Here is a 21733-nt window from a genome sequence, read left to right on the forward strand (position 1 = left end):
GAGTCTGATTATGCAAAGCGACGTACAAACTAGCGCTGAAACTGAAAAAAATAAGTTTTGGCAAATAAAAATAGGGCCACTGCCGCTACCTCTGTATCTGATCCTTGCCGCCATCGTACTGGCGGCATCGGTGTTTGGAAAACTGCCTGCCGATATGCTCGGCGGTATCGCTGTGATGATGATCATCGGCATGCTGCTGGGGGACATCGGTATGCGGGTTCCGATCCTTAAAGACATCGGCGGACCGGCTATTCTCTCCATCTTCATTCCGTCTATTTTGGTGTTCTATAACCTGCTTAACCCAGCGGCAGTTGCTGCCATTAAGTCGTTTACTAAAACCTCAAACTTTCTCTATTTCTACATTGCCTGTCTGGTGTCGGGCAGTATTCTCGGCATGGTGCGCGCGGTGCTGGTGCAGGGCTTCCTGCGGATGTTTGTTCCGCTGGTGGTTGGCACTATCGCTAGCTGCGTAGCCGGAGTGGCGGTAGGTTCTTTGACCGGGCTCGGCGCCTATCACTCGTTTTTCTTTGTGGTGATCCCGATCCTGTCTGGCGGTATCGGTGAGGGGATCCTTCCTCTGTCCGTTGCCTATTCGGAAATCTTAAGCCAGTCACCGGATAAGTTTATCGGCATGCTGGTGCCTGCGGCGATGCTGGGCAACCTGTTCGCCATTATGTCTGCGGGCTATCTGCGCCACTTAGGCGTGAAGAAGCCTCACCTGACCGGCAACGGTACGCTGGTTCGCTCTGGCGATATCGATCTCGGCGGTAAGAATGAAAATCAGCCGATCGACTTCGGCCTAATGGGTGCTGGTCTGGTTATTGCCTGCTGTTTCTATCTGTTCGGCATGCTGGCTAACCACTTCATCCCAATTCCGGCGCCGATCATCATGATCCTGTCTGCTGCGCTGGTGAAAACCCTTGGCATTATGCCGCGTCAGATGGAGCTGGGTGCCTATCAGCTTTATCGCTTCGTCGCACAAAACCTGACCTGGGCTCTGCTGGTGGGCGTTGGCGTACTTTATACCCCATGGAATGAAGTCGTCGCAGCTATTACCCCTGCCTACATCGCCACTGTTGCGGCGACCGTGCTGGCAATGATCTCAAGCGGCTTCTTCATTGGGCGCTACCTCAATATGTATCCGATTGAAGCGGCAATGGTCACTGGTTGCCACAGCGGTCTGGGCGGAACCGGCGACGTCGCCATTCTGTCTGCGGGTAACCGCATGGAGCTGATGCCGTTCGCGCAAATTGCTACCCGACTGGGAGGCGCCTGCGTCGTGGTACTGGCTGCAATCCTGATGCGCGTTATCAGCTAACCGAGCGGGAGACTATCACTATGACTATTAAGAAAGGGCATGCGGGCACGCTGGAGTCCAATGACATCATGATTTCCGTTGAGGAAAAGCCGTCTGGATTTGGCGTACAGATTGAATTGACCAGCATTGTTGAAGCTCAGTTCGGCAACGCCATCCGCTGCACGTTGGCTGAAGAGGCAGTGAAGGCAGGCTTCCCCGATATCTTTATTAAAGCGGTCGATAAAGGGGCGCTGGACTGTACGATCCGCGCCCGTCTGGAAACCGCCATCGATCGCGCCGTTGCATCGGCTACTGCACTTACACAACAGGAGGCACGTTAACTATGGACCTTCTTAGAACGCTTCTCTTTTTACCGGGCAACAACCCAGGCATGCTGCAGAACGGCGGCGTATTCGGCGCCGACGCGGTGATCCTCGATTTGGAAGACGCCGTATCGCCGCAGGAAAAAGATTCAGCCCGTCGGCTGGTGAGCCACGCGCTGTGTAAGGTGAACTACGGTAACAGCCGCAAAGTTGTGCGTATTAACCCGCTGGACTGCGGCGGCGCGCAGGACATTGCCGCCATCGTTCCCTGTGAGCCCGACGCGCTAGTGCTGCCGAAAATCGACAACGTCGAGATGCTTCGCGACGTGGTAGCGCTGATTGAGCACGCTGAACGACCAGGGCAAAAGCCAGTGAGGATTATTCCCTATTGGAAACCCCGCTAAGCGTGATTTACGCCTACGACATCGCCACTGCGGATCCTCGGGTATGGGCTATCTCCTTTGGAGCGGAAGACTACACCGCCGCTCTGGGCGCCGTGCGCTCTCGCTCTGGCGAAGAGATCCTGTCAGCGAGGATGACGATCGTTAACGCAGCGGCAGCAGCCGGTATCGACTCTATCGATACGCCGTTTACCGACGCGCAGGATGAAAGCGGGCTTGAGCAAGACTCCCTGTTTGCCCGCAGACTGGGCTTTAAGGGCAAGCTGGCTATCAACCCACGCCAGATAGACGTCATCCATCAGGCGTTTAGCCCGACGGCGGCGGATATCCACTGGGCTCGGCGAGTAGTCGATGCCCTAGAGCAGGCCAAGAAGCAGGGAACCGGCGTTATTGCTCTCGACGGCAAGATGATCGACGCACCGATTGTGCTGCGCGCCGAGCGCACACTGCGGCTTTCTGCCTATCTGAATCTTTCTCAGGAGGAAACGGTATGAAAAACCTAGTCAATCGCGAACTGCCTGAGGCGATAGCGGAAATCGGTACGCTGGCTCCTTATGCCGGAGCGTTTGCGCGAACTCCCGCAATGCGGCGCAGCGCGCCGAAGGTTAAGTGCTGCCTTCCCGGAAGCAACAAGCTGAGAGACGGGCTGGAGGCAGTCTTTGACGAGCTGCCCATTGTTGACGGCATGACGCTGTCGTTTCATCACCACTTTCGCAACGGCGACAGTCTGGTTAATCAGGTGCTAGAGATTGCTGCTCGCCGCGGCCTGAAGGGGCTTAGGGTTGCACTGAGTTCAGTTTTCCCGGTGCATGCGCCGATGGTAGAGCACTTCAAAAGCGGCACAGTCGTTTATCTGGACACTGACTATATGTCCGGCCCGGTGGCGACGGCGGTATCTCAGGGCGTACTGGCTAATCCGGTAATGCTGAGAAGCCACGGTGGGCGCGCCCGCGCCATTGAGTGCGGCGATCTGCACGTTGACGTCGCGTTTATCGCCGCGCCCACGGCTGACGAGTATGGCAATCTTAACGGCACCGAAGGGCCAACCGCCTGCGGCTCTCTGGGCTACGCTTTCCCAGACGCGGAATACGCTGACTACGTAGTAGCGGTAACCGATACGCTGGTGCCCTATCCGCTGAAGACTATCTCTATTCCTCAGACTCGGGTTGATTACGTAGTGACACTGCCGTCGGTTGGCGATCCGAAAGGGATCGTGTCCGGCACAACGCAGGTCACCAAAGATCCGGTACAGCTCAAAATCGCTTCGCTGGCGGCTAAGGCTATTGAGGCTTCAGGGCTGCTGAAGAACGGTTTTTCCTTCCAGACCGGCGCAGGCGGTGCGTCGCTGGCGGTGGCTCACTACCTGCGTAAGATCATGCGGGAAAGATCCATTGTCGGCAGCTTCGCGCTGGGGGGCATTACCGGCTATCTGGTTTCCATGCTGGAAGAGGGGCTGTTCGAACGGCTCATCGACGTGCAGGGCTTTGACTTAGAGGCGGTGCGCTCTTTAAAAGAGAATCCGAACCATCTGGAAGTCAGCGCCGGCATGTACGCTAGCCCGTTTAATTCCGGCTGTGTGGTCAATCAGCTGGACTGCGTCGTGCTGGGGGCAACAGAAATGGACACCCAGTTCAACGTTAACGTGGTTACCGGCTCCAACGGTTACATCATGGGCGGCTCCGGCGGGCACAGCGATGCGGCGGCGGGAGCAAAGCTCACCATCGTCACTGCCAACCTGATCCGCGGCCGACTGCCGATCCTGCGCGATGAGATCGTCACTATCACCACGCCGGGGGAAACGGTAGACGTGCTGGTCACCGAGTACGGTATCGCCGTTAACCCTCGCAGGCAGGATCTTATTGAGTGCCTGAGCGGGCGAGGGCTGCCGCTGAAAACCATCGAAGAGATGAAACAGCTAGCAGAAGATATTGCCGGCGTACCCGACCCTATCGCCCTAACCGACGATGTGGTTGCCGTCGTCGAGTACCGCGATGGGACGATTATTGACGTGGTGTATAGGCCAGCAAATAAGTAAGTGAAAGGCCAGAATAGGTTCTAAAGACCTACAGAGCTCAACGGTCTGGATAGGTTTTAAAGGCCTAAGGAGCTAATCGGAGGGAGAGCGTTACTCGCTTTGCTCGCCCTGCGGGCCAACACTTCGTGTTGTTCAACGCCTAAAGGCGTTGTCCGTTGGGGTCGACTTGGCGTAAGCCAACGACAAACCGGCTTTGCCGGTTTGAACAGCGCTTGCGCTGGCCCTGAAAGGGTGAAGCCCGAAGGGCTTCATAACAGCCCCTAGGGAGGCTATGCCCGACGCACTCCCAAAGCTAATTCAGGCGTCCTTCCGACCGCATACAATGGCTATATAGGCATATTGTATTTACGGTCGGAATATCCGCCAATGCCGATTTAGAATAGATCCTCCGGAGTCCCTATGAGCGACCAATACTCTTTCAACCCTCTCTTTGATCCCTCGCCCACGGCGAGCAAGGAGCTTGAATCCCTGCTCCATACCAACGGCCTAGGTCTAGAACCCAACCTATCGCAGTTTATTGAAGCTCGCTTTCAGGGTCAGCTAGTAGGCTGCGCGGGGCTTGATGGTAACGTCATCAAGTGCGTAGCGATCGATGAAGGCCACCGAGGTGGCGCGCTTAGCCTTCGGCTGCTGACCGAAGTGATGAATCTTGCCTATCGGCAGGGTGTTGAACAGCTGTTCCTCTATACCAAACCGGCTAACGTACCGCTGTTTGTAGGAGCGGGGTTTACCCCATTAGTGACAGTGCCGGAGCGGATAACGCTGATGGAAAACGGCTCTCGCGGGCTGTCTGACTACTGTAGCGAGCTGACGACTCTTCGCCAGCCGGGTAAAACAATCGGCAGCATCGTCATGAACGCCAACCCCTTTACGCTGGGGCACCTTTATCTGGTTGCGAGAGCGTTGGAACGCTGCGACTGGCTACACCTGTTCGTGGTCAAACAGGATGCATCGCGATTTGCCTACGACGATCGCCTGCGGCTTATCCGCGAGGGCATTAAGGGACTTGAGAGGATCACTCTTCATCCCGGTTCCGACTACACCATTTCCAAAGCGACTTTTCCTTCCTATTTTCTGAAAGAGCAGGGGCTGGTAGACGAATGCGCCACTGCGCTGGATCTGCTGCTGTTTCGTCAGTCCATTGCCCCCGCGCTGGGCATTAACGTGCGGTTTGTCGGCACCGAGCCCTTTGACCCAGTAACGGCTAAATACAATCTCGATATGGCGTTTTGGCTTTCCGAAGCGGATTCGCCAGCCCCGATTATTCGGGTAGAGGAGCTGCCGCGCGTTGAGGTTGACGGTGCGCCAGTGTCTGCTTCAAGAGTAAGAAAGCTGCTGGATGAGGGTAACGAAGCCGCTGTCGCTCGGCTGGTGCCGAGGACGACGTTTGACTTCTTGTTTAATCAATAAGGCTAAGTAATGACGGAACACAAAGTCACATTGGAGCAGATGCTGGACTGCCGCGAGAGGCGAGTCGAACGGCAAAAAGAGGCGAGACTGCGCTTTGGCGCTCCCGTTGTGTCTATCACGCTGGTTTGGCCGGGCGAGGTGAAGGATTCCCCTGAGTCGCGCTATGCCATGGAGCAGGCGCTTTGCGCTCTGGACGACGCGTTTGAGCAGTTAAATCTTTCTCCCAACTTCCGTCAGCGTGAGCTTTCCGTTACCGGACCAGAGGCTATCTATAGCGTCAATATGGACACCGTTACCCTTAAGCGCCTGTGTACTGAGTTAGAAGAGAAGCATCCCCTTGGGCGGCTGTGGGATATGGACGTTATCGACAGCGATGGGCGACCCGTCTCCCGCTCGGATATTGGGCTACCGTCGCGTCGCTGCCTGCTGTGTGACCAACCTGCTCACGTCTGTGCTCGCTCTCGGGCGCACAGTGTCGATCAATTACTGGAAGCCATCCACCGGAGGATCCATGCGTTTAAGCAGTCAGCTGGCGTCTGATACAGCCTACTATACGAGTGCTTCTCTCAGCGATGAGCAGCTTGCCCTATGGGGAAAGGCGCTTGGTCGTCTGGCTCATCGAGCCATGATGGAGGAAGTCTTGCTGACGCCTAAACCGGGGCTGGTGGACAGGCGCAACAGCGGTTCGCATCGGGATATGGATCGTCACTCGTTCGCTCGAAGCGCCCGCGCCATCGCTGACGGCCTGCCGGAGTTTGTTTACCTGGGCTACGCGCTGGGGGATATGCCCGCCTCTGAGGTGCTGTCGGCCCTAAGGGAGCCGGGCATGGTCTGCGAGCGCTCTATGCTCCGAGCTACCGACGGAGTGAACACTCACAAGGGGGCGATATTTGCCTTTGGCCTGCTGTGTGCGGCTGCGGGCAGACTGCTAGCGCGAAGCGCAGAGGTTGAGGCCTATACGCTGTGCCAAGAGGTGGCGGACATGTGTGAGGGGCTGGTAGCGCGAGAGCTTGCTCTGGTAAAAGAGGCAAGAACTGCCGGGGAGCGATTCTACCTGCGCTACGGGTTCACCGGCGCGCGGGGCGAGGCTGAATCAGGCTTTGCCACAGCCCTGAATCACGGGCTTCCTGTTTATCGGGAAAGTCTGCATAAAGGATGGAGCAGTGAGCGGTCGCTGCATCAGGCGCTGCTGGTACTGATGGCACACAATGATGATACCAATCTGGTCTCGAGGGGTGGCGTTGAAGGACTAACGTATGCCAAGAAACAGGCTCAGGCTCTGCTCAAGGACGGCGGCATGACGGATTCGCGGGCTAAAGAGCGTCTTGCGGCGATGGACGACGCCTTTATCGCGAAAAACCTCAGCCCCGGCGGTAGTGCCGATCTGCTGGCAGTGGTTTGGTTTTTAGCGCACCTCCCTAAAGTAATAAGCACCGAAATAATAAGTAAGTAGTCGCTACTCTATCAGTACCGTCATTTCCTGCTTAGCGTTCTGCATAGACACGATAGTTTTAAACGATTTGATGTTGCCCGAGGCGAAAAACAGCTCTCGGGTCAAGGCTTCGTACTCCGCCATGTCGCGGACGTTCATCACCAGCATAAAGTCAAAATCCCCCGTTACGTAGTAGACCTGCTGCACTTGAGGGCAGTTAACGAATCGCTGCTTGTCCTCCTGTAGTAGGTCGAGTCTTTCGTTCTCAATCATGACCTGAACCACAATAGTGATCGGGCGACCGACTTTACTGGAGTCCACTACGCTAACGTTAGACTTCACGATACCCGCCTCTTCCAGTGCGGCAATGCGGCGGTTAACTGCTGAAGGCGACAGATTGACGAGATCGGCAATCTGTCGCTGGGACAGACGGTTGTTTCGCTGTAACAGCGTCAGAATTTTTTTGTCGTAGAGGTCGAGCTTCATGGTTTAGGTTGCCTTTTATTGCGTGATAAGCATCACATTGCGCAATTTTGTTGCGCTTAAGGACTAAATTAGGGTGAAAGTTGCGCCTAAGCGGGCAATTTTGCGCCATTTACCTGATTAAAGCATAGTAACATCTCAATCAGTGGAAATAAGAGTGAGGAGTGGGAGAAAGGTGTCGCAGCCAAAATATATCCCACTTTGATGTCGCAAAGTAACACATTAGATAAAACAAATTAGATAGAACGCTTTGGCAAAAAGCGAGGCTCAATAAGGTTAAAGAAATCAAAACGGCTATTGAATAAATAGCGCGGGTTCCCATTGCCTTTTTACTGAGCAATAGGGCGCACGCAGTGAATGAAAGGTTATATAAAAATTTTATTTATCATTGCATTACAGGAAATGGTCACTGAGGTGTTTTCATGACGGACATTATTAACTACCAGTTTAACAATAGAAAAAAAGCCTACGGTCAGGGAACGGACTTAAGTTTGCTGAATGACAGCGTTGGCAGCGAAGTCCTCGCGTTTCATAAAAAGTTTCCTAACTATCGGGCAACGCCGCTGCGTAGGCTTCCTCACCTGAGCCAGCGGCTAGGGCTGGGATCGATTCACGTGAAGGACGAGTCTCAGCGCTTTGGTCTGAACGCGTTTAAAGGACTGGGTGGTTCCTATGCAGTAGGGAAATACTTGGCTGAAAAGCTTGGTCTGGATATTCATTCACTGACTTTTTCTGCACTTAATGCGCCAGATATTAAATCAAAGATAGAAAACATCGTTTTCGTCACGGCGACTGACGGTAATCACGGCCGCGGCGTAGCCTGGGCGGCAGAGCAGTTGGGTCTTAAAGCGGTCGTTTTTATGCCTAAGGGATCGTCCCCGATTCGGGCGCAAAACATCCGCAACCACGGCGCGGAGTGCACCATCACCGATCTCAACTATGACGATACCGTTCGCTTGGCAAGCCAGCAGGCGGAGGAAAAGGGCTGGGTGCTGCTACAGGATACCGCTTGGGAAGGCTATGAGCAGATCCCTACCTGGATTATGCAGGGCTACGTGACGCTGGCTATCGAAGCCTATGAACAGCTGGTGGAAAGCGGCGCAGCGCTTCCAACACATCTGGTTTTACAGGCCGGAGTGGGATCTTTTGCCGGCAGCATCATGGGCTACTTTATTGAAAAGATGAAAGACAAAGCGCCTGCCGTCATCGTTGTTGAGCCCCATCAGGCGAACTGCCTGTACCGTTCTGCGGTGATTAACGACGGGCAGCCTCACAGCGTCGGCGGAGATATGGCGACACTGATGGCCGGGCTGGCCTGCGGTGAGCCCAATACCTCCTGCTGGCCGATTATTCGCGACAACGCGGTGTGCTTTATTTCTGCGGACGACAGGCTGGCGGCTAACGGCATGCGCATTCTGGCGGCGCCTCGACCCAATACTGATGAACCCTTTATTTCCGGCGAATCCGGGGCGATCGGTGCGGGGTTGATTTATGAACTGATGAGCCACGAGTGCCACCGGGAACTGCGAGAGCGCTTGGGGTTGAATGTGAACGCTCACGTTTTGCTTATCAGCACTGAGGGGGATACCTCTCCAGACGTGTATGAAGACATTGTTTGGTTTGGGCGCAGCGCCTGATTCATGCATTGAGACATAAGACCTGATTACCCTACACAAAACATAAAAAAGAGGGCCAGCGTTTGAACCGTTGAGCTCTCATTCAAACAGCGGCTCTTATAAAACGGTACTGGTAAGACAGTATAGATAATAAATAAAAAATGCGCGGCGACGCAGCATGAACAAGAGAACATCTACCATGAATAAGAATAACGATCCGACTATACGCGAGTTCAAAAATCCCAAAAAGTGGCACAGTGAAGACACCGTGTGGGTGCTTGGCCTGTTTGGCACGGCGATTGGTGCCGGAGTGCTATTTTTACCCATTAACGCGGGTATCGGCGGCTTTTGGCCGCTGCTGATAGTTTTCGCGCTGGCCTTTCCCATTACTTACCTAGCCCACCGCGGGCTGGCGCGCTTTATCTACTCCTCCAACACGCCAGAAAGCACCATTACCGACGCTATCGGTGAGCACTTCGGCGCGCTGGCGGGGAAAGTGTTTACCGTTATCTACTTCTTCGCTATCTATACCATTTTGATCATGTACGCGGTGGCTGTAACCAATACGGCACAGAGCTTTATTACTCACCAGCTGCATCTGCCAGAACCGCCCAGAGCCATAGTGTCTATTGTGCTTATCCTAGGGTTGATGTTTATCGTGCGGCTGGGGCAGCAGATCATTATGCGAGTGATGAGTACACTGGTGTACCCTTTTATTGGCTCGCTGGTTTTTATGGCGCTGTATCTTATTCCCCACTGGAACGGCGCTATTTTTGACACCATGGATCTGAATACCGTAGGAACGGGGCAGGGAATTTTGATGACGCTGTGGATGACCTTTCCCGTGCTGGTCATGTCTTTTAATCACTATCCTATTGTTTCGCCGATGGTGGTTCGCCAGAAGCAGCTTTACGGTATTGAAGCCGCTGACACCAAGTGTGGGCAGATTCAGATGCGTGGGATCCTGCTGATGGTGGTTGTGGTGCTGTTCTTTGTTTTGAGCTGCGTTATGAGCCTGTCGCCCCAGCAGCTGGCTGAAGCAAAGGCGCAAAACCTGTCTATTTTGTCCTATTTAGCCAACCAGTTTGATACGCCAGTTATCGCCTACCTGTCGCCAATTATTGCCTTTGTAGCCATTACTAAATCGTTTCTAGGGCACTACATTGGCGCCTATGAGTCACTGCGGGACATGATAGTCGAGACGGCAAGTGCCAAAGGAAAAGCGCCGAGCGCCAAGGCTATTAACACCGTTATCTTTGTCTTTATGGTGCTGACCTGCTGGTTTGCCGCCTATAAGAACCCTAGCATTCTGGGCATTATCGAAAGCATCAGCGGCCCTACCGGCGCGGCGATTTTGCTGCTGTTGCCGATGTACGCTATCCACAAGCTTCCGGTGCTGGCGCCCTATCGGGGCAAAATCAGCAACGTCTTTGTGACGATCATTGGCCTGATTACTGTATCGGCCATTTTTTACGGCATGATGAAGTAACGGTGCCCCACGGGTTGTTCAAAAAACTCTTGAATGGCCTTGTTAGAGAACACCTCATTTTATACGGAGTTTCACTATGAATCAGGAACAGCTAAAGCAGCAGTTAATCGAGTGGCGTCACTACCTGCATGCTCACCCGGAAAGCGCCTTTGAAGAGCAGAATACCTCGGACTTTATTGCCGAAAAGCTCGAACAAATGGGGATTGAGGTACATCGGCAGATCGGTAAAACAGGGCTGGTGGGGGTACTGAAGTGCGGAGACGGTGACGGTGTTATCGGCATTCGGGCCGATATTGATTCCATCCAGTTGACTGAGCAGGGGGACAGACCCTACCGCTCAACTACCCCTAACCGCATGCACGGATGCGGTCACGACGGCCATACGTCTATCGCGCTGGGGGCAGCTCGGCTGCTGTTAGAGCGAAGAAACTTCAACGGCACTGTGTGCTTTGTATTTCAGCCCGCAGAAGAGCCGGGCTACGGCGCTAACGCCATGATGGAAGACGGCCTGCTGGAGCGCTTTGGCATTCAGGAGATTTACGGCTTGCACAATATGCCCGGCATGAAGGCGGGTACAATCTCAACTCGCGTTGGCGGCATTATGGCCAGCGAGGACAACTTCGTTATCAAGATTAGGGGTCAGGGCTCACATGCCGCTCGCCCACACATGAGCAGAGATCCGCTGGTTATCGCTGCTGAAATTATTATGGCACTGCAAACGGTGGTGTCTCGTAACGTAGATCCTAATGTGCCCGCTGTGATCTCCTGTACTGAACTACACACCGACGGTATTCGCAACGCAATCCCCACTCATGTAGAAATCAAGGGCGATACGCGCAGCTACTCGCCAGAGGTTCAGGATCTGCTGGAAACGCGCATGCGGGTAATCAGCGAGAGCCTGTGCGCAATGAACGGTGCGGAGTGTGAATTCTCTTATACCCACGAGTTTGCGCCGACGGTCAACTGGGAGTCCTGTGTTAACGTTGCGGTGGAGGCGGCGAAGCGGGTTGTTGGTGAAGATAGCGTCAACGGCAGTGTGCAGCAGATGATGATTTCGGAAGATTTCGGTGCCTTCCTGCAAAAAATCCCCGGCTGCTTTGTCTTTTTAGGCAATGGTGATGATACCGATGCTAAAGGCAGCACTCCCTTACACAACGCCTGCTATGACTTCAATGACGATATTTTACTCACTGGCGCAGAGTATTTTGCTGAAATAGTGAAGATTCGCTTGCCAAAATAAGTATCAACTCTATTGCTGTACTAAAAGTGCGCTTCGACGATCGGGCGCACTTTTACTTTTTGCTGTGGATGATTCTGGCAACCATATTGGATTTTCTATCAGCATCGCGGCTAAAAAAAGAACAGGCTGCCAGCGAACTAAATCACAAAGTGTTATTTTCCCCTCTTTGGGTAAAGGAGCTATTTAATAGTCTATTTCTAATTTTTTATTTTAAAAATTACGGATTATCTCGAATTTAATTGTTTTTTTATCGGAGAAATCGTGTTTTTTGAAATATAAGCCTTAGCCAATATGAAAGCATTTTGAGATGAGAATATAAAAATAAGAAGTAGATCAATGTTATTCAATACTTTGAATTATAATGATTTTTATTCCTATCTTTCGATTTTTTTAATAAAAAATCATTTAAATACAAAGAATAACGTTAGTTATGACAGACAGGCGAATAAGCGTTAGTATACTCCGATTGAGGTACCGGCAGGCTGTTTTTTGAACGGAATCATATTTTTGACAATGGATATTGTTACTTTATTCACTTTTATTTCTGAAATTAGCTCATCTAACAATTCCATTATGTATTTTATTATATAACGATAGTTGGGCGGTCTTCAATGGGTTGTGTAATTAAATATATAACGATGTGTAACGCTTTACTATAAAAATGTTTTTTAACAAAGAAGGTTATTTTCACTATGGCAATAAGGAAGTCTAAGCTTTTCTGGGGCATTGTCCTGGGAGCTATTATTGGGGCAATCGCGTTTGGTGGCAGCTCTTATATGCTGCATAAAACCTCAGAAACCAGTTTCTGTCTATCCTGTCACACGATGCAGGCGCCGTATGAGGAGTATCAGGGTTCTGTTCATTTCAAAAACCAAAAAGGCATACGCGCCGAGTGTTCTGACTGCCATATTCCACAGGAACCGCTCGACTTCTTTATCGCCAAGATGAAGGCCAGTAAAGACGTTTACCATCAGTTTGTCAGCAAAAAAATCGACACGCCGGAGCTGTATGAAGAGCACCGTTTGGCAATGGCGCAAACGGTTTGGGATCAGCTAAAGGCGACTGACTCAGCCACCTGCCGTTCCTGCCATACGTTTGACGCAATGGATTTAGCCTCTCAAAGCCAGGATGCGCAGAAGATGCACAACCTCGGCATTAAAGAGAAGCAGACCTGTATCGATTGCCACAAGGGTGTCGCTCACTTCCCGCCTGAAATCAAAATAGATGACAAAGCGCTGGATGAAGTGATGGCTACAGCGAAGCAGACTACAGCAGAAGCCAAAGAGGTCTATCCGGCAACGCCTATCAAGATGGGTGATTTAGCGACTGTGTATCCGGCGACGGCACTGAAGGTGATCAAGGCAGACGGCGCAACGCGTGAAGTTGAACTGCTTGGCTCACAGATGAAAGGCGCCGAGCAGGTTATCTATCTGGCACAGGGGCAGCGTCTGATCCTCGCAAGCCTGAGTGAAGCAGGGCAGGCCGCTCTGAAGGTTCAGGGTGACTACGTTAAGGATGACTACGACAATGAGTGGCGCCCGGTCAGCCTGACGGGAACGGTTACTGAACCCGTATTGGCCGATAGAAAAGCGCTGTGGGGCTATGCAGAAAACCTGGATACCGTCTACTGTTCCGGCTGTCACGCCAAGATTTCATCCAAGCACTATACCGCCAACGCCTGGCCCGCAGTTGCTAAAGGCATGGGGGATAGGACTGACATTACGCCACAGAATTTAGATATTTTGACCAGGTATTTCCAATACAACGCGAAAGATATGAAGTAATACAGAGATGTAGCAGTAGGACTTGAAATAATTATTAATAGAAGAGGATAACCTATGAACGTATCACGTCGAGGTTTTATTAAAGGTGCAGGTGTAACCGCTGGGGCTATGGCGATATCCTCAGCAATCCCTCTTCCGGCTTGGGCAGAAGCCCCGGCAGGAACCGTACTGACCGCAGGCCGCTGGGGCGCGATGTACGTTGAGGTAAAAGATGGGAAAGTGATTTCTTCTAAAGGGGCGCTGGCTAAAACTGTGCCAAACAGTCTGCAAACGACGGCTCCCGATCAGCTTTATACTAACGCTCGGGTCAAGTATCCGATGGTGCGCAAAGGCTTTATGGCGAATCCAACCGCGCCGGACGGCAAGCGCGGCAGCGATGAGTTTGTTCGCGTTTCTTGGGACGAAGCCTACAAGCTTATCCACGAGCAGCATATGCGTATCCGTAAGGCATACGGCCCGTCTTCTGTGTTTGCCGGCTCTTACGGCTGGCGCTCCAGCGGCATTTTGCATAAGGCGCAAACCCTGCTGCAGCGCTATATGAGTCTGGCTGGTGGCTATTCTGGCCACTTGGGCGATTACTCAACCGGTGCCGCGCAGGTGATCATGCCGCACGTTGTTGGCTCTGTTGAAGTATATGAACAGCAGACTACCTATCCGGTTATTCTTGAAAACACTCAAGTTGTAGTGCTGTGGGGGATGAACCCGCTAAACACGCTGAAGATTGCGTGGACCAGCACCGACGAGCAGGGCATTGAGTTCTTTAACCAGCTCAAGAGCTCCGGCAAGAAAGTGATTGCCATCGACCCAATGCGTTCTGAAACCATCGAGTTCTTTGGTGATAACGCCCAGTGGATTGCGCCAAACATGGGTACTGACGTCGCCATGATGCTGGGTATTGCCCACACGCTGGTGACCAAGTCACTGCATGATAAAGCGTTTTTGGAGAAGTACACCACCGGTTACGACAAGTTTGAAGAGTACCTGCTGGGTAAGTCTGACAACACGCCAAAAACTGCGGCTTGGGCAGCAGAAATCTGTGGTGTGCCGGCCGAGCAGCTTGAACTGCTGGCGGATATCTTTAGCAAGAACCGCACCATGATTATGGGCGGCTGGGGCATTCAGCGCCAGCAGTACGGTGAGCAGAAGCACTGGATGCTGGTGACGCTGGCAGCCATGCTGGGCCAGATCGGTACGGAAGGCGGCGGCTTCGGCTTCTCCTACCACTACTCGAACGGCGGCAACCCGACCCGCGCGGGCGGCGTACTGCCTGCGATTTCGTCCTCTGTGGCGGGTCTTTCTTCCGCAGGGAACGATTGGGCTGCGTCTGAAGCGGTAGCCAGCTTCCCGCTGGCGCGCATTACTGAAGCGCTGGAAAGCCCTAACACTAAGTTCCAGCACAACGGCCACGAGCTGACCTTCCCTGAGATCAAAATGATCTGGTGGGCAGGTGGTGCAAACTTTACTCACCATCAGGACACCAACCGCCTAATCAAGGCCTGGCAAAAGCCGGAGATGATCGTTATTTCCGAGTGCTACTGGACAGCTGCGGCGAAGCATGCGGATATCGTTCTGCCTATCACGACGTCGTACGAGCGTAACGACCTGACCATGACCGGTGACTACAGTAACCAGCATCTGGTGCCGATGAAGCAGGTTGTTCCACCGATGCACGAGTCGCGTAACGACTTTGACGTGTTTGCTGACATGTCTGAGTTGCTCAAGCCGGGTGGCCGCAAGGTTTACACCGAAGGCAAAGAGGAAATGGACTGGCTGAAAGAGTTCTACGACGCGGCTCAGAAGGGCGCCCGTGCTCAGCGCGTGGCTATGCCGATGTTCAATCAGTTCTGGCAGGAAAATAAACTGATTGAAATGCGTAAGAACGACAAAAACGAGAAGTTCGTTCGCTATTCAGAGTTCCGTGCCGATCCGGTGATGAACCCGCTGGGTACGCCAAGCGGCAAGATCGAGATCTATTCCAAAACCATCGAAGGCTTTGGCTATAAAGACTGTCCGGCGCATCCAACCTGGCTGGCGCCTAAAGAGTGGAAAGGCTCAGCGAAAGAAGGGCAGCTGCAGCTGCTGACCGCGCACGCGGCTCATCGTCTGCACAGCCAGCTGAACTACGCTAAACTGCGCGAACTGTACGCTGTTGCGAACCGCGAGCCGATTACTATTCACCCAGAAGACGCCAAAGCGCGCGGCATTGCTGATGGCGATTTGGTTCGGGCGTTTAACGATCGCGGCCAAGTGCTGGTGGGCGCTCACGTGTCCGACGGCATCAAGCAGGGCGTAGTCTGTATTCACGAAGGCGGCTGGCCGGATTTGGATCCCGCAACGGGCATCTGTAAGAACGGCGGCGCTAACGTGCTGACGGACGATATCCCGTCTTCACAACTGGCAAATGGCTGCTCCGGCAACTCTGCGCTGGTGTCTATTGAGAAATACACCGGGCCAGCGTTGACGCTGACAGCGTTTGATCCACCTAAGGGTGAACCAGCAGCAGCCTAACCTCGCTCTAGACGATGTCATCATATAAGGCCCCTGATTTTAGGGGCTTTTTTATTGAAGGCTTGTGTTAACTAAAGCCATAGCGGTATGGCGATATAATAAATGAGTGTTTATTTTTTATTGTGGGTATTTTTGTTTGGAAAAAATGTTTTGCTTATTCATGTGCTATCTTTTGTGTTATAAATCATCCCTCCTATATTGAATAGTTTTATTTTAAAATATCCAATTATATTACTGTTAATATTCTTATTATTCATATTCTATGTGTTCTTGATGGTTATTAATTGTGCTTATAATAAATATCAGTTAATGAGAATTGTACGTGAAATGATTTTTTTTGTTTTTCTTTTTTGATATTTGGGTTTTATTTTAATTAATTGATTTTGTTATATTTATTTTTTGTGTTTTTTATGTTGTCTAGAGATAAATTTATTATTTATTGATGAATTAATTATTTTATTAATTTGTTGATCGATTACATATAAAGTGGGATTCTTTATAAGAAGAAGTTTTATTTCTCTCTTTTTCATTAGCGTTTCTCCTATTGTGATTAAATTTAAAGGAGGAAGTATGAAAGTATTTAATAAGAGTGAATTTAGACTGTCAAAGCTGTCTGTATGCGTGTGCTCTTCTTTATTTTTACTCAGTCTGTCTTATTCGGCCGAGCCTGCGAGCTGTAGTTCTTCTGACGGCCAAACTTTAATTTGTACCGTTAAAGGCGGTATAGGGAGCTGGGGCGAGCGCATTCCGTCTATCATGTCGGGTGAATATGGCTTAATGAACACCTACGACTTCGTTGAAATAGACGCGAGCGGTTCTGCCGTTGCGGCGGGCGGAGTAGGGCCTCGCGGATACGGTATCTACGTTGACTACTCCGGTGTACTGACCTCCAAAACTCTTCTCATCACAACCAATGGTTCGGGCGCTGACGGTATTCGGGTCAATAAAGGAGAGTATGACTTTACGGTTGCCGGGAAGCTGACGATTAATTCAAAGGGAACGTCCGGTGACGGAATTAACGTGGCCAACTCCAATAACGCTGGTAGTCGCGTTTTCATCACGGGAGAACAGGCCTACATCGAAAGCAAAGGCGGGATTGGCGTTAGAGCCAACCTGACGTCCAACGCTCGGGGCAATGAAGTTCATCTGGCGAAAAACGCCACTATCGTTACGTTAGGCACGGGTTCTAACACTTACGCAGGGACGGGGATACGCGGTGTATGCTGGCGATCGCAATAGCGATACGGTCAATACGCCGCTGGAAGATACGGCGAGGGTTTTCATTAACGACGGCAGCAGTATCCGTACCGAAGGGCGTAACGCCTATGCGGTTTATGCTAACAAAACCGGTGAGATACAGCTGGGTAGTACAACGATAAGCACTTCAGGTGCTTCTGCCCACGCTATCGTCGCAGAAGACGGAACCGTGACTTACAGTGGGACAACCAAGATTTACAAAGGTGGGCAGGTTTATCTGACGGGCGATACCAATGTTTCGGTAACTGATCCGAACAGCTATGCGATGTTTTCATCGGGAGATGAGTCGTTCATCGGGTCTAAGTTTAAAGATGGAAGTGCCGCCTCTGGCATTTTTACCATAAATGGCTCTCTGGTGAGCCAAAATCTGGGCGTTATAGATTTAGCGATGGTCGACGGTAGTCACTTTATTGGTACAGCCAACTCTAATGAGTATGACGCGAGCGGCGTTCCTAATACGACGACTAACGGTACTGTGAACTTAAACATCTCCGGCAGCAACAGCCTATGGGATATGACAGCCGACTCTGTTATTTCACGTTTGACGCTGACGGGCGCCACGCTGAGATTTGCTTCTCCAACCGATCCCGCTGCCTTTACACCTAAAACGCTCACTATTGCTGGGAACTATGCCGGTAACGGAGGCAATCTGGTGCTGAATACCGTTGTGGGCGGTGATAATTCTTTGAGCGACAGGCTGATCGTTGCCGGTGATGTAGAAGCGGGAACAACCTATGTCTCCATTGTTAACATAGGCGGCGGCGGCGATCTAACGGTTGAAGGTATTAAAATTGTTGAGGTTGGCGGTCGATCCATTGGCGATTTCGTTAAACAGTCTCGTATTGTCGCGGGTGCCTATGACTACGATGTTGTTAAGGGCGCTTCGAATGAAAACTGGTATCTGTCCAGTAAAGTTCCGGTCGTTGACCCCGACCCGGATCCAGATCCCGATCCAGATCCAGATCCAGATCCAGATCCAGATCCGGAACCGGGAGGGCCTAGCCCGGGCGGTGAGAATAAATACCGTCCTGAATTTGGCAGCTATTTGGCTAACAGCTACGCGGCGAACACTATGTTCCTGACGCGCCTGCACGATCGCTTGGGCGAAACCCAATATACCGACGTTTTGAGCGGTGAGCAGAAGGTCACGAGCATGTGGATGCGCAACGTGGGCAGCCATACCCGCTTTCGGGATAGCCACGAGCAGCTAAAAACCAAGAGCAATCGCTATGTGCTTCAGCTGGGTGGTGACCTAGCTCAGTGGAGCTCGGATGGATTTGATCGCTGGCATCTGGGTGCCATGGTGGGTTACGGCAACACCCAGAGTAAGACGATATCTGATGTGACCTCCCACTACTCTCACGGGCAGGTTACGGGCTACAGCGCGGGACTTTACGGCACGTGGTACGCCAATGAAGCGGATAAGACGGGGGCGTATCTGGACTCTTGGATACTCTATAGCTGGTTTGACAATAAAGTGATGGGGGAAGACCGGGCTGCCGAGAAGTATAAGTCTCGCGGCGTGACGGCATCGGTTGAAGGAGGCTACAGCGTTAAGCTGGGCGAAAAAGGGCTGAACAGCTACTGGATCCAGCCGAAGGCGCAGGTCATTTGGATGGGCGTGCGGGCGAAGGATCACTACGAGCAGAGCGATGTGGCGGGAGGGCGCACTAAAGTCAGTGATGGTACTAATGGCAACCTGATGACACGCTTCGGCGTTCGAGCCTATATGAAAGGTCAGAGCGCGCAGGACGAAGGAAAAGATCGGACGTTCCAACCGTTTATTGAGGCTAACTGGATCCATAACACTCGGAACTACAGCGTGAAGATGGCGGACGTAAAGGATGAAATACGCGGCGTTAAAAATATCGGTGAGGTAAAAGTCGGTATTGAAGGGCAGTTGAACACGCGCCTGAACCTGTGGGGCAACGTGGCCCAGCAGGTTGGCGATGATGGCTACAGCGATACGTCTGCCATGCTGGGCGTGAAATACTCATTCTGATCCGTCAGACTGTCACTCTTAAACGGTTTCCACAGGAAGGTGGTTGAAGAGTGATAACAAAAAGAAGAGGCCGCAGCCAGGCTTGCGCAGCGGCCTTTTAGCCATTGCTTTAGCGATAGAAATAATAGAAATTAAAGAAAGCACAAAAAGGGCTGTCGTATCGTTGCGATAACCAACTCTCTGCTGTCGCCCATTGTTCAGCATGCGGCGCTTAAGTTTATTACTGCCGTTAAACCACTTTCGTTTGCCGATCTGTTTGTGGCGCCTTTTGCTTTGGTTACCGCTCTGTCTTTGGAATACAGCCTGCCGACAAAGTATCAAACTGCCGGTTCACTGAAGGAGTTTGATAACATCATGCTGCGGCGTAAGAACGTAGTGGTTTAGCGAGAGCCGACACATGGCGTCCGGTACGACGCTGTTTATCGTCTATGTCCTATGATTTGTTTTAAGGTGAGTTAATCGCTCTAGTGGTTGACCTGTTGCTCTTTCTTAAAAGCGTTCACGTTTTACTGAATCTACACGACTGTGTTGATATAACCTGTAGAGTTCCCACGCCTTTGCCATAAATGAATAACTTTATTTTTGTCATTTTCTGCAACGAAGAGGTTATCGATTCTCTAGGGAGGGAAATCGTTAATTTTTTGCAAAGATACTTGACGATGAAATATTATTTTTGATGAGTTGGTGTTTTTGACTTAAATCAATAAGCATAAGAATAATACATATTGGACAAATATCATTTCAGTTATATTTTAAGTGGTCATCACAATAAAAAGCACAGATATGACATTTTTAACTAAAATGGATTTTTGAAAAATAACGTTTAATAACATAAAGATCTACCTGTTTATTTTGCTAAAATTTATTTATCCATTAGAAATAATTACAAAAGTAATATTATAGATGAGATAAAAAAGTGCAAAATAAAACAAAAAAGGATTTAATATTTATTAATTTTGTTTTTCATTTATAAAAATTCAGTTTACCTATTTTTATAGCATTAAGTATCTTGATTTCAACACACTATTGGTTTTTTATGAAACATGTGTTGCTTTACATAAGATTATAGATCGTGTTTTAATGCGAATAAGATGGATTTTGGATAATTAGAGGAGCTTCTTATGGATGAGAAGTCAGCGTGTTCAAAGAATAATACCCGCTTTTTCTCTGGTATTTTTCAACTATTATTTAAAAATACCGATTAGATTTTAACATGCGCTTCGCCTTTTTTATGAGGGCGAAAATATTATTTTTATTAATCTATAAAATCGTATTTTCAAAGCATTAGGGAGATGGGGCGGGTAATCCTGAGTCTATTTTTCTATGATGATATCTCATGATTTATAACTATTTTGAGGTATGTGTTGGTTGTATAGTCAATTAGAAAGTAAAGCATGTGGCGTGCGTTGACTATTTTAATTAAAAGAATGTAATTCAAACATGGAGTCTGTTATGGATTTTAATAAACGCTTGCAGAAAGGTAAATTCCTCTCGCTGCTGGCTGGTCTGGCAATCATTCCTGTTCTTCTTTTAGCTGGCTGTGGTGAAGGTGAAAAGAAGTGTGAAAAAGGGAACGTGCTTAGCGGTAAGGCGTGCATTACGCTGTCTGGCGAGTTTGATAGAATGCCGGAAGACATGCTGAGTAAAAAATATCTTTCAAACCAGCGTCCGACTGAAGCCTGGTATAAAAAGAGTGAAGACGGCAAGGTTTCACTTTCCTTTGTTCAAACCACTCAAGCCATGAAGGATACACAGCTTTCCGTTTTTGCAGGTGCAATGAAAGATCAGCTAAGCGCGTTTTCGCCGAAAGTCACTGAAGGTAAGGTGAATGGGAAAAAAGTCGTCTTTCTGGAGATGACGACGCCGGATAATATTAATCCCGGTAGCCCAAATGTTTTCAGTATCATGCAGCTTTCATCTATGAACGACAAACTGTTAATCACGACTTTTAGCATGACGGAAGACGTGAAGGATAAATATTATCAAGAGGGTAAAGCCACGCTAGATTCGCTCTACTGGTAATAGCCTTTTCTGCTTTGGGCCGAAAGGTATATCGGCCCGTTTATTTTTTATTGAAGTCAGATTTTATTGAAGCTGTCGTCAAGGCGTTATATATGGCATTAAGTATGCAATAAATAGCTCTGTGCAATATGACGCTACAGGATGGGTGACCATAAACAATGGAGATGTTTATATGTTAGCCGAGATTGGAGCTTATCAAAGGTGCCCTTACTGCAGCGGCATTAATTTTAGACTGCATGGATTTAGCAAAGCAAAAATTCAGCGCTATTTTTGTTTGGGATGCAGTAGAACGTTTCAAAAAAAATACATCTATTTAAAAAATGAATTAAAGACAACGACTTCGTCTTTAAAATCATAGCTATTAAAGTTCTATTTTAAATATGTCTTACTGAGGGGCATATTTTCTACAAGTAGACGTTCATAGATAGACGTTC

The 21733-nt window shown here is 50.3% G+C and carries 19 protein-coding genes; 18 read left to right on the forward strand and 1 reads right to left on the reverse strand.

Annotated features, from left to right (window positions below):
- Window positions 1-10: 10 nt before the first annotated feature.
- From DQM29_RS03695 to citG, 8 genes are all read left to right on the forward strand, one after another.
- Window positions 11-1318, forward strand: a complete 1308-nt coding sequence (locus DQM29_RS03695; protein WP_111739365.1) for a 2-hydroxycarboxylate transporter family protein — start codon at window positions 11-13, stop codon at window positions 1316-1318.
- Between the two features lie 20 nt (window positions 1319-1338).
- Window positions 1339-1638 carry a citrate lyase acyl carrier protein gene (gene citD, locus DQM29_RS03700; protein ID WP_111739366.1) on the forward strand — a complete coding sequence of 100 codons (300 nt, stop codon included), beginning with the start codon at window positions 1339-1341 and terminating at the stop codon, window positions 1636-1638.
- Between the two features lie 2 nt (window positions 1639-1640).
- Window positions 1641-2024, forward strand: a complete 384-nt coding sequence (locus DQM29_RS18545) for an HpcH/HpaI aldolase/citrate lyase family protein (protein WP_197708843.1) — start codon at window positions 1641-1643, stop codon at window positions 2022-2024.
- Window positions 2009-2515 (forward strand): HpcH/HpaI aldolase/citrate lyase family protein, encoded by a 507-nt coding sequence (locus DQM29_RS18550; protein ID WP_197708844.1) that lies wholly within the window; start codon window positions 2009-2011, stop codon window positions 2513-2515. The genes DQM29_RS18545 and DQM29_RS18550 overlap by 16 nt, the downstream gene beginning before the upstream one ends.
- The gene (gene citF, locus DQM29_RS03710; protein ID WP_111739367.1) at window positions 2512-4056 is read left to right on the forward strand and encodes a citrate lyase subunit alpha; all 1545 of its coding nucleotides are present in this window, start codon (window positions 2512-2514) and stop codon (window positions 4054-4056) included. The genes DQM29_RS18550 and citF overlap by 4 nt, the downstream gene beginning before the upstream one ends.
- A gap of 399 nt (window positions 4057-4455) precedes the next feature.
- The gene (gene citC / locus DQM29_RS03715; protein WP_111739368.1) at window positions 4456-5466 is read left to right on the forward strand and encodes a [citrate (pro-3S)-lyase] ligase; all 1011 of its coding nucleotides are present in this window, start codon (window positions 4456-4458) and stop codon (window positions 5464-5466) included.
- 9 nt (window positions 5467-5475) lie between these two features.
- The gene (gene citX / locus DQM29_RS03720) at window positions 5476-6006 is read left to right on the forward strand and encodes a citrate lyase holo-[acyl-carrier protein] synthase (RefSeq protein ID WP_111739369.1); all 531 of its coding nucleotides are present in this window, start codon (window positions 5476-5478) and stop codon (window positions 6004-6006) included.
- Window positions 5978-6919, forward strand: coding sequence for a triphosphoribosyl-dephospho-CoA synthase CitG (gene citG, locus DQM29_RS03725; RefSeq protein WP_111739370.1), 942 nt, complete (start codon window positions 5978-5980; stop codon window positions 6917-6919). Before citX ends, citG begins: the two co-directional genes overlap by 29 nt.
- A 3-nt stretch (window positions 6920-6922) precedes the next feature.
- Here the strand turns inward: citG and DQM29_RS03730 are convergent, their stop codons facing one another.
- Window positions 6923-7384 (reverse strand): Lrp/AsnC family transcriptional regulator, encoded by a 462-nt coding sequence (locus DQM29_RS03730; protein WP_111739371.1) that lies wholly within the window; start codon window positions 7382-7384, stop codon window positions 6923-6925.
- Window positions 7385-7803: 419 nt separating this feature from the next.
- Here DQM29_RS03730 and dpaL point away from each other — a divergent pair, with 419 nt between their 5' ends.
- The 10 genes from dpaL (at window position 7804) to DQM29_RS18675 (ending at window position 21657) form a co-directional block, all read left to right on the forward strand.
- A complete protein-coding gene (gene dpaL / locus DQM29_RS03735; protein ID WP_111739372.1) occupies window positions 7804-9018 on the forward strand; it encodes a diaminopropionate ammonia-lyase in 1215 nt (404 codons plus the stop codon).
- Between the two features lie 178 nt (window positions 9019-9196).
- Window positions 9197-10486, forward strand: a complete 1290-nt coding sequence (locus tag DQM29_RS03740) for an aromatic amino acid transport family protein (RefSeq protein WP_111739373.1) — start codon at window positions 9197-9199, stop codon at window positions 10484-10486.
- Window positions 10487-10562: 76 nt separating this feature from the next.
- Entirely contained in the window at window positions 10563-11726 is a 1164-nt protein-coding gene (locus DQM29_RS03745) for a M20 aminoacylase family protein (protein ID WP_111739374.1), read from the forward strand.
- A 692-nt stretch (window positions 11727-12418) separates the two neighbouring features.
- On the forward strand, window positions 12419-13510 hold the full coding sequence (locus tag DQM29_RS03750; protein WP_415270855.1) for a NapC/NirT family cytochrome c: 1092 nt from the start codon (window positions 12419-12421) through the stop codon (window positions 13508-13510).
- Window positions 13511-13564: 54 nt separating this feature from the next.
- Entirely contained in the window at window positions 13565-16018 is a 2454-nt protein-coding gene (locus tag DQM29_RS03755; RefSeq protein ID WP_111739375.1) for a trimethylamine-N-oxide reductase 2, read from the forward strand.
- Window positions 16019-16588: 570 nt separating this feature from the next.
- Window positions 16589-17257, forward strand: coding sequence for a hypothetical protein (locus DQM29_RS03760; protein WP_111739376.1), 669 nt, complete (start codon window positions 16589-16591; stop codon window positions 17255-17257).
- Window positions 17235-19277, forward strand: a complete 2043-nt coding sequence (locus tag DQM29_RS03765) for an autotransporter outer membrane beta-barrel domain-containing protein (RefSeq protein WP_232054854.1) — start codon at window positions 17235-17237, stop codon at window positions 19275-19277. The genes DQM29_RS03760 and DQM29_RS03765 overlap by 23 nt, the downstream gene beginning before the upstream one ends.
- A 258-nt stretch (window positions 19278-19535) precedes the next feature.
- Entirely contained in the window at window positions 19536-19661 is a 126-nt protein-coding gene (locus DQM29_RS18555; RefSeq protein WP_269472283.1) for a hypothetical protein, read from the forward strand.
- A gap of 1068 nt (window positions 19662-20729) precedes the next feature.
- A complete protein-coding gene (locus DQM29_RS03775; protein WP_111739378.1) occupies window positions 20730-21299 on the forward strand; it encodes a hypothetical protein in 570 nt (189 codons plus the stop codon).
- Window positions 21300-21471: 172 nt separating this feature from the next.
- The gene (locus tag DQM29_RS18675) at window positions 21472-21657 is read left to right on the forward strand and encodes a transposase-like zinc-binding domain-containing protein (protein ID WP_415270856.1); all 186 of its coding nucleotides are present in this window, start codon (window positions 21472-21474) and stop codon (window positions 21655-21657) included.
- Window positions 21658-21733 lie beyond the last annotated feature (76 nt).

The sequence above is a fragment of the Leminorella richardii genome (genome assembly GCF_900478135.1).
In the GTDB taxonomy this organism is placed as follows: domain Bacteria; phylum Pseudomonadota; class Gammaproteobacteria; order Enterobacterales; family Enterobacteriaceae; genus Leminorella; species Leminorella richardii.

Excerpts from the sequence above, each read along its gene's own strand:
- DQM29_RS03695 (WP_111739365.1), top strand. The coding sequence starts at position 11 with ATGCAAAGCGACGTACAAACTAGCGCTGAAACTGAAAAAAATAAGTTT.
- citD (WP_111739366.1), top strand. The coding sequence starts at position 1,339 with ATGACTATTAAGAAAGGGCATGCGGGCACGCTGGAGTCCAATGACATC.
- DQM29_RS18545 (WP_197708843.1), top strand. The coding sequence starts at position 1,641 with ATGGACCTTCTTAGAACGCTTCTCTTTTTACCGGGCAACAACCCAGGC.
- citF (WP_111739367.1), top strand. The coding sequence starts at position 2,512 with ATGAAAAACCTAGTCAATCGCGAACTGCCTGAGGCGATAGCGGAAATC.
- citC (WP_111739368.1), top strand. The coding sequence starts at position 4,456 with ATGAGCGACCAATACTCTTTCAACCCTCTCTTTGATCCCTCGCCCACG.
- citX (WP_111739369.1), top strand. The coding sequence starts at position 5,476 with ATGACGGAACACAAAGTCACATTGGAGCAGATGCTGGACTGCCGCGAG.
- citG (WP_111739370.1), top strand. The coding sequence starts at position 5,978 with ATGCGTTTAAGCAGTCAGCTGGCGTCTGATACAGCCTACTATACGAGT.
- DQM29_RS03730 (WP_111739371.1), bottom strand. The coding sequence starts at position 7,384 with ATGAAGCTCGACCTCTACGACAAAAAAATTCTGACGCTGTTACAGCGA.
- dpaL (WP_111739372.1), top strand. The coding sequence starts at position 7,804 with ATGACGGACATTATTAACTACCAGTTTAACAATAGAAAAAAAGCCTAC.
- DQM29_RS03740 (WP_111739373.1), top strand. The coding sequence starts at position 9,197 with ATGAATAAGAATAACGATCCGACTATACGCGAGTTCAAAAATCCCAAA.
- DQM29_RS03745 (WP_111739374.1), top strand. The coding sequence starts at position 10,563 with ATGAATCAGGAACAGCTAAAGCAGCAGTTAATCGAGTGGCGTCACTAC.
- DQM29_RS03750 (WP_415270855.1), top strand. The coding sequence starts at position 12,419 with ATGGCAATAAGGAAGTCTAAGCTTTTCTGGGGCATTGTCCTGGGAGCT.
- DQM29_RS03755 (WP_111739375.1), top strand. The coding sequence starts at position 13,565 with ATGAACGTATCACGTCGAGGTTTTATTAAAGGTGCAGGTGTAACCGCT.
- DQM29_RS03760 (WP_111739376.1), top strand. The coding sequence starts at position 16,589 with ATGAAAGTATTTAATAAGAGTGAATTTAGACTGTCAAAGCTGTCTGTA.
- DQM29_RS03775 (WP_111739378.1), top strand. The coding sequence starts at position 20,730 with ATGGATTTTAATAAACGCTTGCAGAAAGGTAAATTCCTCTCGCTGCTG.
- DQM29_RS18675 (WP_415270856.1), top strand. The coding sequence starts at position 21,472 with ATGTTAGCCGAGATTGGAGCTTATCAAAGGTGCCCTTACTGCAGCGGC.